Raw genomic sequence first — 17,916 nt, forward strand, 5'->3', positions numbered from 1 at the left:
GTTTGCCGACGGTACCCAGTGGACGGCGGCCAACATCCGGGCGCAGCTGACCACGCTGGGCACCTCCGGGGATGACAAGATCGTTGGTTGGAACGGCAACGATCTGATCCTGGGCGGAGAAGGCGACGATGTCATTGACGGTGGACTGGGCAGCAACGAGCTGCACGGCGGCGCCGGCAATGACACGCTGGGCGTGGCGGTAACGTCCGACCGCAACATCCTGGCCGGTGGCGTCGGCAACGACACGTTGATCGGTAGCATCAAGAGCGATACCTACCTGTTCAACAAGGGCGATGGCCATGACACGATCGTGGAAACTGGCCAGTACGCCAGCGACTCGATTGATACGCTGGTGCTGGGCGAAGGCCTGTCCGCCACCGACGTGCGTGTCCTGCGCGAAGGACGTGATGTGGTGCTGAGCTTTGCCGGCGGCAGTGACACGGTGCGGCTGAAGGACTGGCTCACCAGTTCTCTGAGCGAGAATGCGTCGGCCAGCATCGAGAAGCTGGTGTTTGCCGACGGTACCCAGTGGACGGCGGCCAACATCCGGGCGCAGTTGACCACGCTGGGCACCTCCGGCGATGACAAGATCGTTGGTTGGAACGGCAACGATCTGATCCTGGGCGGAGAAGGCGACGATGTCATTGACGGTGGACTGGGCAGCAACGAGCTGCACGGCGGCGCCGGCAATGACACGCTGAGCGTGGCGGCAACCTCCGCCCGCAACATTCTGGCCGGTGGTATCGGTAACGACACGTTGATCGGTGGCAGCAAGAGCGATACCTACCTGTTCAACAAGGGCGATGGTCACGACACGATCGTGGAAACCAGCCAGTACGCCAGCGACTCGGTTGATACGCTGGTGCTGGGCGAAGGCCTGTCCGCCACCGATGTGCGGGTGCTGCGCGAAGGACGTGATGTGGTGCTGAGCTTTGGTGGCGGCAGTGACACGGTGCGGCTGAAGGACTGGCTGACCAGTTCACTGGGCGAGAACGCGTCGGCCAGCATCGAGAAGCTGGTGTTTGCCGACGGTACCCAGTGGACGGCGGCCAACATCCGGGCGCAGTTGACCACGCTGGGCACCTCCGGGGATGACAAGATCGTTGGTTGGAACGGCAACGATCTGATCCTGGGCGGAGAAGGCGACGATGTCATTGACGGTGGACTGGGCAGCAACGAGCTGCACGGCGGCGCCGGCAATGACACGCTGGGCGTGGCGGTAACGTCCGACCGCAACATCCTGGCCGGTGGCGTCGGCAACGACACGTTGATCGGTAGCATCAAGAGCGATACCTACCTGTTCAACAAGGGCGATGGCCATGACACGATCGTGGAAACTGGCCAGTACGCCAGCGACTCGATTGATACGCTGGTGTTGGGCGAGGGTCTGCAATCGGGCGATGCACGCTTCCTCAGGCAGGGTAATGATCTTCAGCTGAGCTTCGCTGAAGAGACTGACTCGGTTACTTTCAGGGGGTGGTTCGGATCCACCGGTGCACAGATCGAGGTCCTGAGTTTTGCAGATGGCCGGAATGTAGATAACGTCGAGTTGAATAGTCTGATTGCGGCAATGGCGCAGAGTGGGTCCGCCGCAGTGCTCACGCCATTGACTATTGAGCAAACGCAGAGCGTGAATCTGATTGCGTCGATGTGATGAACTGAAGTTTGCGGAGTTCCCCTGTTGAAACAAGTCCCCGGGTGTCGATTGGCGCCCGGGGCTCGAATGGTAGATATGGCGTCGGGGCGTACTGCCCATTTTGCAGCAGGCATGTGGCGGCTCTCTTGGGGGGGGGCTGAGTAGGGGTAAGTGGCGCACCTACGAGGAGACCCCAAGTTAGTTGGTCCATCCTTGCTGGCATCATCCACCCGCCACACGCCCGCGCTATGCTGCGCGCCTGCCGACCGATCCCACTGCGATGAAGCTCGCCATCCTGTCCCGCAACAGCTCCCTGTATTCCACCCGTCGGCTGGTCGAGGCGGCGCGCGCGCGCGGCCATACCGTGCGCATCCTGGATCCGTTGCGCTGCTACATGCGCATCGCCGCCGATGGCTTTTCCATGCACTACAAGGGCCGGCCAATGACCGGCGTGGACATGGTCATTCCGCGCATCGGTGCCTCGATCACCCGCTACGGCACCGCGGTGCTGCGCCAGTTCGAGCTGATGGGCGCGCGCACGCCCAATCCGTCCGATGCCATCCTGCGTTCGCGCGACAAGCTGCGCGCGCACCAGCTGCTGGCGGCCAAGGGCATCGACATGCCGGTCACCGTGTTCGGCGACAACCCCGACGACACCGTCGACCTGCTGTCCATGCTCGGCCCGCCGCCGCATGTGGTGAAGCTCAATGAAGGCACCCAGGGGCGCGGTGTGATCCTGACCGAAAAGGCCAGTGCCTCGCGCGGCATCGTCGAAGCGCTGCGCGGCCTGTACGCCAACTTCCTGATGCAGGAATTCATCGGCGAGGCCAAGGGCGCGGACCTGCGCTGCTTTGTGGTGGGCGACCAGGTGGTGGCGTCGATGCAGCGGCAGGCACCGGAGGGCGACTTCCGCTCCAACCTGCACGCCGGCGGCACCGCCGTGGCGGCCAAGGCCAGCCGCGCCGAGCAGCAGGTGGCGGTGCGCTCGGCCAGGGCGCTGGGCCTGTCGGTATGCGGCGTGGACCTGATCCGCTCCGCGCGCGGCCCGCTGGTGCTGGAGGTCAACTCCACGCCGGGGCTGGAAGGCATCGAAGCGGCCTGCGGGGTCGACGTGGCCACACGCATCATCGAGCACGTGGAAAAGATCAAAAAGCCCTGATTATTCAGGTGGTTGCGATTCTCATGGCCAAATGATCCGGCGCTTTAACGAGGCTTTAATCGGCTCCGGCGTAGGCTTCAGCGAACCGCAGCTCTGCCTCTCAGCAGGATCGGTATCGGGATACGACTTCAGGCCCAGGCGGGTGCACCGTCTGGGCCTTTTTTATGCCTGTCGGCCCTGTGCCCAAGGTCTCTTGTGGACGCCGCGTGACGGTCGTAGAGTTGGCCCTTCGTTCCGGGATGGATCGGGAGGTTGGCGATGTACCGCATCATGACGATCGCGTTGCTGCTGGGCCTGTCTGGCGCTGTTGCCGCCAAGCCGGAGAAGGTCGCTGTACAGATGGACCGGCAGGGGTCGGTCGCCGAGCAGATGCGCCAGGTGGAGATCGCCCTGGCCGCCCCCGACTATGCCGAACTGTCTGCCGAGGATCGCGGCCAGGTACAGCAGTCGCTTTCGCGTATCCGCCAATACATGGGCGAGCGCCAGAGCGTGCAGGAGCTGCCGCCGCAGATGCAGGCCGAGGTCTTCAACGAGCAGGAACGCATCAACACCCTGCTGGCGCGTGGCCATGAAGACAGCCGCCAGATCTGCAGGTACGAACGCACCACCGGCAGCAACATGCCCAAGAGCCGCTGCCTGACCGTGGCCGAACGGCGCCGGATCGAAGAGAAAGGCAAGGCGCTGATCAACGACCAGCGCAGCTACAACACGCTCAGCCCACCGCCCGCCGGGCGTTGACCGCACCGCCCTCCGGCCCACCGAACGTGCACTGGTGGCATGGCGGTGGCACCGCAGGGTCAATGTTCCACTCATGGAAGAACCTGGAGGTAACGATGCAGCGCATGACCCCCGTCGCCCTGATGCTGGGCCTGGCCCTGGCCACCACTGCCCACGCCAAGCCCGAGAAAGGGCAGGTGAAGTTCGACGCCAACGCCCCGGTGGCCGAACAGATCCGCAACGTCGAAGCGGCGATCAACACCGAGGACTACAGCGAGATCGGGCTGGAAGACAAGAGCCGCGTGCAGCAGGCGCTGGGCCGCATCAAGATCAAGATGGGCGACCACGAACGCGTGGAGCAGGTCAGTCCGCAGGACCGCACCGAGATCTTCAACGACCAGGAAGTGATCAACACGATCATGACCCGCGCCCACGCCGACAGCCGCATGGTCTGCCGCCGCGAACGCACCACCGGCAGCAACATGCCGCAGAGCGTCTGCATGACCGTGGCCCAGCGCCGCAAGGCGCAGGAAGACAGCCGCAAGGCGCTCAACGACAACCAGCGCTTCAACAACTACAAGCCCTGATTGCTGGCGGGCCGATCGCACGCCGCCATCGGTCACCCTGCCGTGCGTCCCTTGTGGACGCATCGGCGGAACCGTAAAGTCGAGACCCTATTCATGGACGAACATGGAGCTCGTCATGTACCGCAACACTACGCTCGCCCTGATGCTGTCGCTGGGCCTGGTTGCCACCGTGCAGGCCAGGGCGCAGAAGGACACCGTGCAGATGGATTCCTTCACCCCGGTCTCCGAACAGATCCGTCGCGTTGAAACGGCCATGGGCAGTGAGGACTACAGCGAGATCGGGCTGGAGGACAAGAGCCGCGTGCAGCAGGCACTGAACCGGATCCGGATCAAGATGAATGGCCGCGAGAAGGTGGATGAGCTGGCGCCGCAGGAGCGCAACGACCTGTTCAACGAGCAGGAGATCGTCAACACCATCATGACCCGCGCCCAGGCCGACAGCCGCATGATCTGCCGCCGCGAGCGCCTTACCGGCAGCAACATGCCGACCAGCGTCTGCCTGACCGTGGCCCAGCGTCGCAAGGCCCAGGAAGACAGCCGCCGGGCGCTGACCGACCAGCAGCGCATCAGCCGCTGACCGCTCGCCCCGGGGCTTTTACTGGTGTCGCCCCTTCGGTACGAAATGTTAAGAATGGAACCTGTATCGTTCAGCAGGTAGACGTCGCGTCCACCCGCACAGGGGCATCCTGAGCGGGTGGGCCTGGCCCCCCGACGACCCTTCAAGAACCAGAGGTCCCAGTGCGCATTCTCGTAATCGAAGACAACAGCGACATCGCCGCCAACCTTGGCGACTACCTTGAGGATCGTGGCCACACCGTGGACTTCGCCGCCGACGGCGTGACCGGCCTGCACCTGGCCGTGGTTCACGAGTTCGACGCCATCGTGCTGGACCTGAACCTGCCGGGCATGGACGGCATCGAAGTGTGCCGCAAGCTGCGCAACGAAGCGCGCAAGCAGACCCCGGTGCTGATGCTGACTGCCCGCGACTCGCTGGACAACAAGCTGGCCGGTTTCGATTCCGGCGCCGATGACTACCTGATCAAGCCGTTCGCGCTGCAGGAAGTGGAAGTGCGCTTGAACGCACTGTCGCGCCGCGGCAAGGGCGTGCAGACCCGCGTGCTGGAAACCGGCGATCTGGAATACAACCTGGACACGCTGGAAGTGCGCCGCCAGGGCAAGCTGCTGCAGCTCAACCCGACCGCACTGAAGATCCTGCAGGCCCTGATGGAGGCCGCTCCGGCCGTGGTGACCCGCCAGGAGCTGGAAACCCGCGTCTGGGGCGAGGAGCTGCCGGATTCGGATTCGCTGCGCGTCCACATCCACGGCCTGCGCGCTGTGGTCGACAAGCCGTTTGAAGTGCCGCTGATCCAGACCCGCCATGGCATCGGATACCGCATCGCCACCCCGGAAGCCTGATTCCGTGGCAACCAAGGGGGAGCGTCGGCGTTCGCCGTATCGGCGGCGCCTGCGCAGCCGCATCATCGTCTCGTTCGTGTTGTTGGGCTTCTGCCTGACGACCCTGTTCGCGTTCGCCACCAACTGGGCCCGCATGCGCGTGGAAAACCAGCTGGTGGAAGACGTGATGAACCGCAACATCAACGAGTATGTGCGTCGGTTCTACGAGAGCCCGGATCGCAACCCCGACCTGCCCGTGCAGCAGATGCGCGCGCGCCTCGTCAAACCCGACAAGTTCGATGCGCTGCGCGAGGAAGAGCCTGATTGGGCAGCGTTGCCTGATGGCAACCACAATATCTCGGGCACTGACGAACGTGGGCAGCCGTACGCCTACAAGCTGGCCGTGCGCAAGACGCCCGACGCCTGGGCGTTCCTGGCCTACGACATGACCGACAGCGTGCGCGGTGGGCAGCAGCTCAATCGCGCGCTGGTGCTGTCGGTGCTGGTGTTCAGCCTGCTGTCGCTGGTGCTGGGCTGGTGGTCGGCATCGAAGGTGATGAAGCCGGTCTCGGACCTGGCCGCGCGGCTGCGTGCCTATCGCGGCGGCACCAGTGATCCCGAGCCGCTGGCGCCGCGTTTTCCCGATGACGAAGTGGGGCAGCTGGCGCAGGCGCTGGATGATTATTCGTCGCGGCTGACCGAAGTGGTGCAGCGCGACCGTGAGTTCAATGCTGACGTCAGCCACGAGCTGCGCACGCCGCTGGCCGTGATCCGTGGCGCCACCGAGCTGCTGCTGACCCGGCCCGGCCTGGATGAGAAGGTGCTGCAGCGCCTGCAGCGCATCCAGCGTGCCGAACAGCAGTGCAGCGACCTGATCGGCGCGCTGCTGCTGCTGTCGCGCAACGAACGCGGGCAGGGCACCAGCAACGTCGCCCGCGTGGCCGAACAGCTGCTGGATGCACACCGCGCACAGCTGGGCGGCAAGCCGTTGGAACTGGCGCTGGAAGGCGAGCGCAACCTGGTGATCGATGCGCCCGAGGCGGCCTTGTCGGTGGCGCTGGGCAACCTGATCGGCAACGCGGTGAAGTACTCGCAGGATGGCGAAGTGCGCGTCTTTGTCGGCAGTAATTCGGTGTCGGTGACCGACAGCGGCCCGGGCCTGAGCGAAGAAGACGCCGCCAAGCTGTTCCAGCGTGGCTATCGCGGTACGCACGCAGGCCATTCGCAGGGTGGTGGCATCGGCCTGTCGATCGTCAGCCGCCTGTGCGATCTGTACGGCTGGCAGGTGAGCGTGCGCCCTGGTGGCGAGCGCGGCGTGATCGCCACCCTGACGTTCTCGCCGAAGCCGTTGTAAGAGCCCTTGCATTGGTGGGTGCCGACCTTGGTCGGCACGAATCCTGCCGACCTCGCATAGCGCCCTGTGTCGCTTGTGCCATCGAATCCCCCTCACGGGAACCCTGGGCCAGAAGCCCAACACGACATCGCCGTGATCGCCGCCACGTCGCGCGCGTGTCCGCATGCACGCATTCGTGCACCCAACTGCGGCTTGAGAATTTCCTTACAGATCACGCTGCTGCGTGATGGCCAGATGGGGCGGCTGGGGCAGGTGCCCTGGCCGGGATTGGCGTCCTGAAAAAAACCAACATTCAGCAATCTTCGACGGCCCATCGGTCCGTCGTTGAAAATGCACCGCGTGCCTTGCTTCGGCGGGCGGTGCGTGGGGATTCATCAGAATCCGCTGGAGTCTTTTTGCTGAATGTCGGATCTCCGGTACGCCAACCCGCACCGTCCGCCACCTTGCATCCGCAGGTGGCTCGTCGTCTGCGAGGAGCCTCACCATGTCCGCACGCCCAGTATTCCCCCAACTGCACGCCCTGATCGGCGAAGCCGCCGACCTGCTGCCGGCCGACGTCGCCGAGCGCATCGAAACCCTGATCGATGATCCCAAGGATCTGCTGCCCGCGCTGCTGGCCCGCATGGACGGCCGCGATGCCGCCGACGGCCGGCGGCTGGAAGCTGCGGGCCTCAGTCCGGCACAGGCGGCCACCATGGCCGGCCTCAGCCGCACCCTGGCCGGCTTGAATGCACTCATGCAGGTGCTGCACGCCGCCGAAGCCGCCCGCGAGCAGGGCGGTGCCCATCAGCAGCTCAGCCCGGATGTCGTCGATGGTCTGCTGCTCGGCGCACGAGAACTGGCCCGCTATGCCCGCCTGCAGCTGGAGTAGGTTCACGCCATGCGTGGATGCGCGATCCGGTAGCGCTGGCCGCTGAGTCGTCCAGTAGATCCACGCCATGCGTGGATTCGCTTCGGTGGTGCCGGCCGGCAGCCAGGCCTCAGCCCCCAGCCAATTCCAGATAGAGCTCATGCAACGCTTCCACCTGCGCCTGCAGATCTTCCGGGTGGCCATCGTTGACCACCACATCATCGGCCAGTGCCAACCGCTGCGCGCGGCTGGCCTGGGCGGCGATCATCCTGTCGGCCAGCGCGGCGTCGATGCCGTCGCGCTGCATCAGCCGGGCGTGCTGCACGGCTTCGGGCGCATCCACCAGCAATACCCGGTCCAACCACGGGTAGGCCTGCCGCCCACCGACCTCGGTCAGCAGCGGAATGGCGGCAATCGCATAGGGGCTGGTGGCCTGCTCGCACTGCTGTTGCATCAGCAGGCGGATGGCCGGGTGGGTGATCGCTTCCAGCGCGGCCCGTTCGGTCGGGTCGGCGAACACGTGGGCGCGCAGACGCGACCGGTCCAGGCTGCCGTCCGCCTGCAGCATGTCGGCGCCGAAGCGCTCGGCGATGCGGCCCAGGGCGGGGCTGCCGGCGGCGACCACCGCGCGGGCGGCCAGATCGGCGTCGGCCACCACGATGCCCAGCGCCTCGAAGCGCCGGGTCACCTCGCTCTTGCCGGCGGCAATGCCGCCGGTCAGGCCAACCACATACCGGCTCATGGGGATTCCCCTCAGCGCAGTCCGCTCAACACCAGGTACTGCTCCACCACGGGTGCGCCCCACATGAAGTACAGCCAGCCCGCGATGGCCAGGTAGGGGCCGAACGGGATGGGCGTGGCGCGGTCACGGCCCCGGGTATACAGCCAGATCGAGCCGATGATGGCGCCCAGCACCGACGACAGCAGGATGATCGGCAGGATGCCCTTCAGCCCGCACCAAGCGCCGAGGGCGGCCAGCAGCTTGAAATCGCCGTGGCCCATGCCTTCCTTGCCGGTCAGCTGCTTGAACAGCCACCAGACCATCCACAGCGACAGGTAGCCCACGGCCGCGCCGACCAAGGCAGGCTTGGCCGGCATGTACAGGTTGTCGATGTTGCCTATCAGGCCCAGCCACATCAGTGGCAGGGTCAACTGGTCGGGTAGCAGCTGGGTGCGCAGGTCGATGCCGGACAGGGCGATCAGGAAGCAGGTCAGCACGATGGCGCCGAAGCCCTGCCAGCCGAAGCCGAACTGCCAGACGCAGGCCAGCACCAGCACCGAGGTCAGGGCCTCGACCAGTGGGTACTGCAGCGAGATCGGCGCCTTGCAGTGGCGGCACTTGCCGCCCTGGATGATCCAGCTGAACAGCGGGATATTCTCGTACCAGCTCAGCTTGTGCTTGCAGTGCGGGCAGTGCGAGGGCTCGACCACGATTCCCGGTGGTGGGGGCTCGTAGAAGTCCGGTTCTTCCAGGACCTCGCGCGCATCGCGCTTCCACTGCCACTCCAGCCGCTTGGGCAGGCGCAGGATGACGACGTTGAGGAAACTGCCCAGCAGCAGCCCCAGGGCGGCCGCGGCGGGGTAGCCGAGGCCGGGATGCTGGTCGAGAAATGCCATTGATACCTTTAGCCGACGACGGCGCCAAGTTTGAAGATGGGCAGGTACATGCCGACAACGATACCGCCGACGATGGTGCCAATGAATACCATGATCATCGGTTCCAGCAGGCTGCTCAAGGCATCGACCGCATTGCTGACTTCCTGTTCATAATACTCCGCCACCTTGAACAGCATGGCGTCCAGGGCGCCCGCCTCTTCACCGATGCCGGTCATCTGGATGACCATGTGCGGGAACAGACTGGTTTGTTTCATGGCCATGTTGACCGGGTAGCCCACCGAAACGTCGTCACGCATACGAAGTACGGATTCTTCGTAGAGCTTGTTGCCTGTTGCGCCTGCGACGATGCCTAGAGCTTCAACCAGTGGGACACCGGCCTTGAAGGTCACAGCCGTGGTGCGGGCAAAGCGTGCGATGGCGCTGTTATGCATGATCTGGCCGATCACCGGCACTTTCAGGATCAACTTGTCCAACGTGTGACGCATGTTGGGCGAGCGCTTATAGGCCGCGGTGAACCCCACGATGGTGCCGACAAGGGCAAGCAGCATGAGCCACCACCAAGACACCATGAAGCGGGACAGGTTGACGATCATCTGGGTGAAGGCAGGCAACTCGGCACCAAAGCCCTTAAATACGTCCTCGAACTGAGGCACGACCCATACGAGCAGAATTCCGCTGACGGCCATTGCCACTGCCATAACCATCACCGGGTAGAACAGGGCCTTCTTGATCTTGCCCTTGAGCGACTCGATGTTCTCTTTATATGTTGCGATGGTGTCAAGAACGGTTTCCAACACGCCAGCGCCTTCGCCAGCACGAACCAGATTTCGATACAGATCGTCGAACTGGACCGGATGCCTGCTGACGGCTTCGTACAGAGAAGAACCACCTTCAATATCGGTGCGGATCGTATCCACCATCTTCTTCATGCGCGGGTTCTTATGCCCACTCGCGATGATATCCAGAGCTCCTACAATCGGGACGCCTGACTTCATCATGGTGGCCATCTGCCGACTGAAGAAGGCGATGTCCTTGGGCTTCACGGCACTGCCGGCAGCACCAAACAAAGGCTTCGGCTTGGGTTTGACTTGCCCAGGGCTGATGCCCTGACGGCGCAACTCAGCTCGCAGCAGATTGGCATTCTTGGCCATCTGCTCGCCCTTCATCTTCACGCCGCGCTTGTCCGTCCCCTCCCAGACAAACGGCTGCAATTCCATGGTGCTACGCGCCACGGGTTCCTTCTTGATCGCACTGCGACTGACAGACATGTGGACTCCCCAAGACCCGCCATCCCCAGGCGGGCGTCTAGCCGCCGATGGTAGCGGGTTCATGCCCGTCTGGGCAGTCGCTGGAGTGCTCATCTTGCGAATTCGTGTCGGGTGCCGACCAAAGGTGACGCACTGCGTCACATTGCCGCGTCCATCGCAGATTCGCATTCAGGGGGTTCCCATCCGTGAAATAGCTGCCATCATGGGTGCGGGGAAATCCAGGGGGAGGCGTGCCGGGGTTGGCACGCAACCTGCGTTGATCCACCCGCAGGGGGCAGGACCCGCTCAGCTGACCGTTGGTCAGACCGATCCTGTGCTCTGAATTCAACCACCACAATCTTGGGGATGTACCAAATGAAGAACCAGAAGGGCTTCACCCTTATCGAACTGATGATCGTCGTTGCGATCATCGCCATCCTGGCCGCCATTGCTCTGCCGGCCTATCAGGATTATGTCGTCAAGTCGCGCGTTTCTGAAGCGATGGTGCTGGCCGATGGCCTGAAGGCTGTCGTTGCTGACAATGCCGCGCAGGGCGAATCTGATCTGGGCAAGGGTGCCACTCTTACCAAGGCTGCTGACGGTTCGCCGAACGTGACGTCGACCGCAATTGATGCGACTTCGGGCGCGATTACTGTTACCACGACCAGCAAGGCTGGTAATGGCGACGTCATCCTGACTCCGAAGGCTGGTGGCGCAGCACTGGCCGCTGGTACCCCGCCGGAGGGCACCATCGTCTGGACCTGCACCTCTACCAAGATCAAGCAGAAGTACCTGCCGGCTACCTGCACCAGCTCGGCTAAGTAACCTGCGCTTCCAGCGCTGAGTCTGATAAAAGCCCTCGGATGTTCGGGGGCTTTTTTCTTGGATGCTTAGAGTGTTCGAATCAAATCAAACATCGCATGGGGGGTGTCTGGTGAGCAAGAAGCATGAAAATGGATTCACACTGATCGAATTGATGATTGTCGTGGCGATTGTTGCGATTCTCGCGGCAATTGCGATACCTGCGTATCAGAACTACGTGATCAGAGCGAGAGTCTCCGAAGCATTGGTGCTGGCGAGTGGATTGAAGCAAGTAGTGATCGCCAATGCATCAAGCAACGCGCCGGACTTGGGGGCGGGCGCGACGTTGACGTCGGCGGCGGACAAATCTCCAAACGTCACGTCCACCAGCGTTGATGCCAATTCGGGTGCCATTACAGCCGTAACTACATCAAAAGCCGGTGGCGGGAATATTGTCCTGACTCCCTACGGTGCGGCGGAATCGCCTCTCGTGGCCGGGCAATCTCCAGAAGGTAACATCGTTTGGCGGTGCACTTCGACGATTCCACAGCGGTTCCTGCCTTCCGGCTGCACGGGAACTTGATCTGCAAAAGTGCTGGCCATGCAGGCTGAGTGCCGAAGATGCCTTGACGGTTAACCAGCCAGGCCTGTGCCCCAGCCGTTGACGGGGCTATCATCCCCGGGGGAGTCAGGATCGTGCCTGCCGGGCTGGGAGTGCCGGGCGAGGCAGTCATGCTGAAGGATTGGCGTCGTCGTCGGCCATCGGGTCGCGGCAGGTTCTGCTGCCCTGTGCGGTGCCCCTGGAAGGCGCGCCGCACTGCCTGACCCATGATGAGCCAAGGATCCATATGAACGCCGTAACCACCGCCAACCTCGTCGGCATCACCGGCCTGGCGCGTCGCCTGGTCCAGGATGGTGCGCTGGACGAGGCTTCCGCCCGCGATGCCATGGCCAAGGCCGCTGCCGCCCGGCAGCCGCTGCCGACCTGGTTCGCGCAGAACAAGGTGGTCGGGGCGGCCCAGCTGGCGGCCGCCAATGCGGTCGAGTTCGGCATGCCGCTGTTCGACGTGTCCACGTTCGATGCCAGCCAGAACGCGATGAGCCTGGTCAGCGAGGAGCTGCTGCGCAAGCACAACGTGCTGCCGCTCTTCAAACGCGGCGGCAAGCTGTTCGTGGGTACCAGCAACCCGACCCATTCGCTGGACGAAATCAAGTTCCACACCAATCTGGTGGTGGAGCCGATCCTGGTGGATGAAGACCAGATCCGCCGCACGCTCGAGCAGTGGCATGCCAGCCACGACACACTGGGCGACGCGCTGGGGGGGGATGACGATGGCATGGGCAACCTGGACGTTGCGGCCGGAGACGAGGATCTCGGCGCCAGTGGCGACGCCGGCATCGATGCCAAGGGCGATGACACCCCGGTGGTGAAGTTCGTCAACAAGGTGCTGGTGGACGCGATCCGCAAGGGCGCCTCGGACATTCACTTCGAGCCCTATGAAGACGACTACCGCGTGCGCCTGCGCATCGACGGCCTGCTGAAGATGGTGGCGCGCGCGCCGGTGAAGCTGAACCAGCGCATCGCCGCACGCCTGAAGGTGATGGCGCAGCTGGACATCGCCGAGAAGCGCGTGCCGCAGGACGGACGCATCAAGCTCAACCTGTCCAAGAGCAAGCAGATCGACTTCCGCGTGAGCACGCTGCCGACCCTGTTCGGCGAGAAGGTGGTGCTGCGTATCCTGGATGGCAGCGCGGCCAAGCTGGGCATCGACAAGCTGGGTTACGAGCCGGACCAGCAGAAGCTGTTCCTGGAAGCCATCCACAAGCCCTACGGCATGGTGCTGGTGACCGGCCCGACCGGTTCGGGCAAGACGGTGTCGCTGTACACCGCGCTGGGCATCCTCAACGACGAGACGCGCAACATCTCCACCGCCGAAGACCCGGTGGAAATCCGCCTGCCCGGCGTCAACCAGGTGCAGCAGAACAACAAGCGCGGCATGACCTTCGCCGCAGCACTGCGCTCGTTCCTGCGACAGGATCCGGACATCATCATGGTCGGCGAAATCCGCGACCTGGAGACGGCCGAGATCGCGATCAAGGCGGCGCAGACCGGCCACATGGTGCTGTCCACGCTGCATACCAACGATGCACCGCAGACCATCGCGCGTCTGATGAACATGGGCATCGCGCCGTACAACATCACCAGCTCGGTGACCCTGGTGATCGCCCAGCGCCTCGCGCGCCGGCTGTGCAACAACTGCAAGCGCCCGTCCAACCTGCCCGAGCATGCGCTGCTGGCCGAAGGCTTCACCCAGGCGCAGCTGGATGCGGGCATCGAACTGTACGAGGCGGTCGGCTGCGATGAGTGCACCGAGGGCTACAAGGGCCGTACCGGTCTCTACCAGGTGATGCCGATGACCGACGAGATCGCCACGATCGTGCTGGCCGGTGGCAATGCGCTGCAGATTGCCGAGGCCGCACAGCAGATCGGGGTGAACGATCTGCGCCAGTCGGCGTTGAAAAAGGCGGCGGCCGGGATCACCAGCCTGGCCGAGATCAATCGCGTTACCAAGGATTAATGCGGATAGAGCTACACCATGGTTGGCTGGTGCAAACCATCCGCCAACCCTAGGTTGGCGGCTACCAGTAGAGCCCCCCGTGCGTGGCTCACATCTGGCCGAGCCCCGTCATTCAATAGTGAGTAGGTACATATTGACTGCTGTCTGCTTCGTATCGTTATCTGCGTAGATAATCGTCAGCATCACCGGGTCACCTCTGTTGCAGGACCAGGGTGGGGTTGAGGTCTTCGACACGGTGGCCTTGCCGTCTTGTGTGAAGGTGAGGCAGCCCTTCGGCATGTACGTCAGCTTGTTCGATCCGGTGATGTCGGTAGCAACGCCACTGGGGTCGATCAGCTTGACCCGGAACTGCATGGTTGATCCCGCCTTCACCCGTGTGGCGGCGAGTGCCGCTGCTTTGACGTTTGCGCCGTCACCCGTGATCGGCGCTTTGGAAAGCTCCCATTCGCCGACAAGCTCTTTACCCTGGAGGGAGGTCTTTAATGACCACGTAGGGCGCTGGTCGTACTGGGCCATGGCCCCGAAGCTGCCCAAGACGAGGCTGAGGCAGGTGAGTGAGGTCAGTGTCCAACGTCGCATACAGGTCCCTTGAGTTTGTCGTTGATGTGTCTGGCTGGCCATGCGCGGATGGCGAAATGGCCCGCCATCCAGTAGATCCACGCCATGCATGGATGGGGTGGCCCGCGCCGGGTCAGAGCCCTTTCCTGCGGAAAGGGATCCGACCCCGGGCTTACTCCATCCCCAGCTTCTTCAGCTTGTAGCGCAGCGCCCGGAAGGTAATCCCCAGCTGCGCGGCGGTGCGGGTCTTGTTCCAGCGGTTCTCTTCCAGCGCGCGCTGGATGGCGCTGCGCTCGAGCTGTTCGATGTACGAGGGCAGGGCGGCGCTGCCCGGCTGCAGGTCCGCCACGGCTTCGGCGGGAGCGGCGCTGCCTGGGGCGCGCGGTGCGTGCTGCGGCAGGCGCAGGTCGTCGGCGCCGATGCGGTCTTCTTCGGCCAGCGCCAGCGCGCGCTCCAGGATGTTCTCCAGTTCGCGCACGTTGCCGGGGAAGGCGTACTGGGCCAGCGCGTCCAGTGCCGACGGCGCCAGCAGCGGCGTCGGGCGGCCGTGGCTGCGGGCCAGCCGTGCCAGCACCGACGCGGCCAGTTCCGGTAGGTCCTGGCGACGCTCGCGTAGCGGCGGCACCTTCAGCTCGATCACGTTGATGCGGTAGTAGAGGTCGTGGCGGAAACGCCCGTCCTCGACCAGTTCGGCCAGGTCCTTGTGGGTGGCCGAGAGGATGCGCACGTCCACCGGCTCTTCGTTGGCGGCGCCGACCGCGCGCACCGACTTTTCCTGGATCGCGCGCAGCAGCTTCACCTGCATCTGCAGCGGCAGTTCGGCCACTTCGTCGAGGAACAAGGTGCCGCCGTGGGCGGCCTGGAACAGCCCGGGCTTGTCGGCGTGGGCGCCGCTGAAGCTGCCCTTGCGGTGGCCGAAGAACTCGCTCTCCATGAGCTCGCCGGGGATGGCGCCGCAGTTGACCGGCACGAACGGGCCGGCGGCGCGGGCGCCCTGGGCGTGGATGGTGCGTGCGACCAGCTCCTTGCCCACGCCGGATTCGCCGAGGATGTAGACCGGCGCCTGGCTGCGCGCGACCTTGCCGATGGTGGTGCGCAGCACGTCCATCGCCGGCGAGTCGCCAAGCAGGCGCGCGCCCTGTTCGGCTGTGGGGCCGGGCGCGGGGCGTTCGGTGTTGTTGAGCTCCAGTGCATGCTTGACCAGGCCGCGCAGCACGGCGATGTCCACCGGCTTGCTGACGAAGTCGAAGGCGCCGGCCTTCAGCGCTTCCACCGCCAGGTCCATGCTGCCGAAGGCGGTGATCATCGCTACGGGCGTGCGCGGGTAGTGCTGGGCGATCTCGCTGACCAGCTCGATGCCATTGCCGTCCGGCAGGCGCATGTCGGTGATGCACAGGTCGTACGGATTGCTGGCCAGCAGTTCGCGCGCTTCGGCAAGGTTGGCTGCGGTACTGATGCGCAGCCCCATGCGACCGAGCGTCAGGACCAGCAGTTCGCGGATGTCGCGTTCATCGTCGACGACGAGGGCGCTGCGGGTTTCGTTCATGGGCGTGAAAGATAAACGAGGGGGCTGGAAGCGACAAATGATTGACGCACGAAATCGGGATCAGGAGGGCAACAGCGTATGCGGGCCGGGCAGCACCAGGCGGAAGCAGGAGCCACCGGCCGGAACCGGGATGTAGTCCAGCCGTGCCTGGTTGGCCCGGCACAGCTCGCGGGCGATGTACAGGCCCAGGCCGGTGCCATGCTCGGAGGTGGTGAAGAACGGCCGGAACAACTGCGCAGCCACGCTCTCGGGAATACCGGGGCCACGATCCATCACGTCGATGACCGCACTGCGCTCGTGCTGCGCCACGCGCAGGCGCACCCGTGCCGGTTGCTGGCCGATGCGGCCGTACTTGAGGGCGTTGTGCACCAGCACGGTCAGCACCTGGTAGAGGTGCTTGGTGTCGACCTGGGCAAGCACCGAGGTGTCGTTGATGATCGGCTCGATGCTGTCGGTTTCCAACGTCTGCCCCTGCTTGTACTCCAGCACGAAGCGGCGCACGAAGGCGGCCAGGTCGACGTTCTCGGGCGTGGCGCGCTCGCGCCGGGCCAGGCCCAGCACGCTTTCGACGATGCCGTTGGTGCGCTGGCACTGCTGGCGGATGATCTGCAGCAGGCGGCGGTCGCTTTCGTTGAAGCCGGTGCCTTCTTCGAGCAGCTGCACCGCGTAGTTGATCGCGGCCAGCGGATTGCGGATCTCGTGGGCGAGGCTGGCCGAGAAGCGCCCCATCGCCGACAGAGTGAGCGATTCGGCGCGGCGCGAGACCACGCTGGAGTCGTCCAGGAACACCAGGGCCAGCTCGCTGCCGGCCAGCAGGCGCGCAAAGCGCGGCTGCACTTCGGGCTGGTCGGGGTTGAGCTGCAGCGGCAGTTCGTCCTGGGCCCAGCCGTTGCGCCAGCGCTGCAGGCGACGGGCAAGTTCCGGGGCGGCGCTGGCTAGGTCCAGGCGGCCGCTTTCGCCGCTGCCGTCGCTGTCGCCGAGCAGCATCGAGGCGGCTTCGTTGGCCAGGGTGACGCGGTTGTCGGCGTCGACCACCAGCACGCCCGTGCGCATGCGGCGGATGATCAGCTCGTTGATCTGGAACAGGTTGGCCACTTCGTCGCCGCGCTGGTTGGCCAGCTGCTGGTTGCGGCGCGCACGGCTGCCGACCTGGTAACTGATGAAGGCCAGCGCCAGGTAGCTGGTGGCGAACATCGCCAGTTCGGCCAGGGTGCGGGTGGGATCGCCGCCTTCCAGCAGCTTCCAGGTGTATTCCACGCCGGTGGCGAGGCTGGCGGCCAGCGCCAGGCCCAGCCCCAGGCTGAGCGGCAGCAGGGTGGCGGCGGCGGCGATGTTGAACAGCAGCGACATCGAGATGCCGGCGCTGGCACCGGGCAGGGCATGCGACAGCAGGGTGGCGGCGATGATGTCCACCAGCACGCCGCTGACCACGATCGGGCGCAGCCAGCGTTCGTTGCGGCCGATCACCAGGGCCAGCAGCGACAGCACCAGGTAGATGGCGGCGACGGTGTCGGCCAGCCGCGGGTGGTGGGCTTCGCCGACCATGGCCGACAGCGGGCTGTAGAGCAGGGCGGCGATGACCGAGGCGATCAGCACCCGGTACAGCGCGAAGAAATACAGCTCACGCCGCGGAATTGATTCGATGCGGTCGATCAATGAAGCACTGGGTGACACGCCGGAACTCCCCTTCTGGCTGCCTGGGTCTGGAATCTGCGGCGGGCCTGCCCGGCGTCCCCTGAAGCCGGGCGGGTACGACGCTTCTATGTAGCCTGCGGTGGAAGCCGTCGAGCTGGCTCGACGCTACACACCCTGGTTGACCAGTATAGGGCCCCCGGCACGGCGCCGCCGGAGTGGCCTGGATCGCGCATTT

Annotated in this window: 17 protein-coding genes; 11 read left to right on the forward strand and 6 right to left on the reverse strand. The window is 64.5% G+C overall.

Annotation, left to right across the window (positions count from 1 at the left end):
- From V3B30_RS21960 to V3B30_RS21995, 8 genes are all read left to right on the forward strand, one after another.
- On the forward strand, positions 1-1,654 hold a 1,654-nt coding region (locus V3B30_RS21960; RefSeq protein ID WP_329809775.1), incomplete at its 5' end, for a calcium-binding protein.
- A 262-nt stretch (positions 1,655-1,916) separates the two neighbouring features.
- Positions 1,917-2,795, forward strand: a complete 879-nt coding sequence (rimK, locus tag V3B30_RS21965; RefSeq protein WP_100475240.1) for a 30S ribosomal protein S6--L-glutamate ligase — start codon at positions 1,917-1,919, stop codon at positions 2,793-2,795.
- Positions 2,796-3,053: 258 nt separating this feature from the next.
- Positions 3,054-3,533, forward strand: a complete 480-nt coding sequence (locus V3B30_RS21970) for a hypothetical protein (protein ID WP_262082920.1) — start codon at positions 3,054-3,056, stop codon at positions 3,531-3,533.
- Between the two features lie 95 nt (positions 3,534-3,628).
- The gene (locus V3B30_RS21975; protein ID WP_100473731.1) at positions 3,629-4,099 is read left to right on the forward strand and encodes a hypothetical protein; all 471 of its coding nucleotides are present in this window, start codon (positions 3,629-3,631) and stop codon (positions 4,097-4,099) included.
- Between the two features lie 115 nt (positions 4,100-4,214).
- The gene (locus V3B30_RS21980; RefSeq protein WP_100473730.1) at positions 4,215-4,676 is read left to right on the forward strand and encodes a hypothetical protein; all 462 of its coding nucleotides are present in this window, start codon (positions 4,215-4,217) and stop codon (positions 4,674-4,676) included.
- A 161-nt stretch (positions 4,677-4,837) separates the two neighbouring features.
- Positions 4,838-5,515: a response regulator transcription factor gene (locus tag V3B30_RS21985; RefSeq protein ID WP_005410804.1), complete on the forward strand. Its 678-nt coding sequence runs from the start codon at positions 4,838-4,840 to the stop codon at positions 5,513-5,515.
- Positions 5,478-6,848: a HAMP domain-containing sensor histidine kinase gene (locus V3B30_RS21990; protein WP_075676409.1), complete on the forward strand. Its 1,371-nt coding sequence runs from the start codon at positions 5,478-5,480 to the stop codon at positions 6,846-6,848. The genes V3B30_RS21985 and V3B30_RS21990 overlap by 38 nt, the downstream gene beginning before the upstream one ends.
- Positions 6,849-7,332: 484 nt before the next feature.
- Positions 7,333-7,719, forward strand: a complete 387-nt coding sequence (locus V3B30_RS21995; RefSeq protein ID WP_262082919.1) for a hypothetical protein — start codon at positions 7,333-7,335, stop codon at positions 7,717-7,719.
- Positions 7,720-7,828: 109 nt separating this feature from the next.
- Here V3B30_RS21995 and coaE read toward each other — a convergent pair whose 3' ends face one another.
- The 3 genes from coaE to V3B30_RS22010 are packed head-to-tail and all read right to left on the reverse strand — an operon-like array spanning position 7,829 to position 10,583.
- Positions 7,829-8,440, reverse strand: coding sequence for a dephospho-CoA kinase (gene coaE, locus V3B30_RS22000; protein WP_262082918.1), 612 nt, complete (start codon positions 8,438-8,440; stop codon positions 7,829-7,831).
- Between the two features lie 11 nt (positions 8,441-8,451).
- Positions 8,452-9,315: an A24 family peptidase gene (locus V3B30_RS22005; RefSeq protein WP_005418626.1), complete on the reverse strand. Its 864-nt coding sequence runs from the start codon at positions 9,313-9,315 to the stop codon at positions 8,452-8,454.
- 8 nt (positions 9,316-9,323) lie between these two features.
- Positions 9,324-10,583 (reverse strand): type II secretion system F family protein, encoded by a 1,260-nt coding sequence (locus tag V3B30_RS22010; RefSeq protein ID WP_262082917.1) that lies wholly within the window; start codon positions 10,581-10,583, stop codon positions 9,324-9,326.
- Positions 10,584-10,937: 354 nt separating this feature from the next.
- Here V3B30_RS22010 and V3B30_RS22015 point away from each other — a divergent pair, with 354 nt between their 5' ends.
- The 3 genes from V3B30_RS22015 to pilB all read left to right on the forward strand — a co-directional run bounded on the left by V3B30_RS22015 (position 10,938) and on the right by pilB (position 13,942).
- The gene (locus V3B30_RS22015) at positions 10,938-11,387 is read left to right on the forward strand and encodes a pilin (RefSeq protein ID WP_049442650.1); all 450 of its coding nucleotides are present in this window, start codon (positions 10,938-10,940) and stop codon (positions 11,385-11,387) included.
- Between the two features lie 109 nt (positions 11,388-11,496).
- Positions 11,497-11,946, forward strand: a complete 450-nt coding sequence (locus tag V3B30_RS22020; RefSeq protein ID WP_080347436.1) for a pilin — start codon at positions 11,497-11,499, stop codon at positions 11,944-11,946.
- Between the two features lie 265 nt (positions 11,947-12,211).
- A complete protein-coding gene (gene pilB, locus V3B30_RS22025) occupies positions 12,212-13,942 on the forward strand; it encodes a type IV-A pilus assembly ATPase PilB (protein ID WP_262082916.1) in 1,731 nt (576 codons plus the stop codon).
- Positions 13,943-14,050: 108 nt separating this feature from the next.
- Here the strand turns inward: pilB and V3B30_RS22030 are convergent, their stop codons facing one another.
- The 3 genes from V3B30_RS22030 to V3B30_RS22040 all read right to left on the reverse strand — a co-directional run bounded on the left by V3B30_RS22030 (position 14,051) and on the right by V3B30_RS22040 (position 17,720).
- Entirely contained in the window at positions 14,051-14,458 is a 408-nt protein-coding gene (locus V3B30_RS22030; RefSeq protein WP_262082915.1) for a hypothetical protein, read from the reverse strand.
- A 214-nt stretch (positions 14,459-14,672) separates the two neighbouring features.
- Positions 14,673-16,046, reverse strand: a complete 1,374-nt coding sequence (locus V3B30_RS22035; RefSeq protein ID WP_100473721.1) for a sigma-54 dependent transcriptional regulator — start codon at positions 16,044-16,046, stop codon at positions 14,673-14,675.
- 60 nt (positions 16,047-16,106) lie between these two features.
- Positions 16,107-17,720 carry an ATP-binding protein gene (locus tag V3B30_RS22040; RefSeq protein WP_262082914.1) on the reverse strand — a complete coding sequence of 538 codons (1,614 nt, stop codon included), beginning with the start codon at positions 17,718-17,720 and terminating at the stop codon, positions 16,107-16,109.
- Positions 17,721-17,916: the final 196 nt, after the last annotated feature.

This window comes from Stenotrophomonas sp. SMYL41 (assembly GCF_036319965.1).
GTDB lineage: Bacteria > Pseudomonadota > Gammaproteobacteria > Xanthomonadales > Xanthomonadaceae > Stenotrophomonas > Stenotrophomonas maltophilia_R.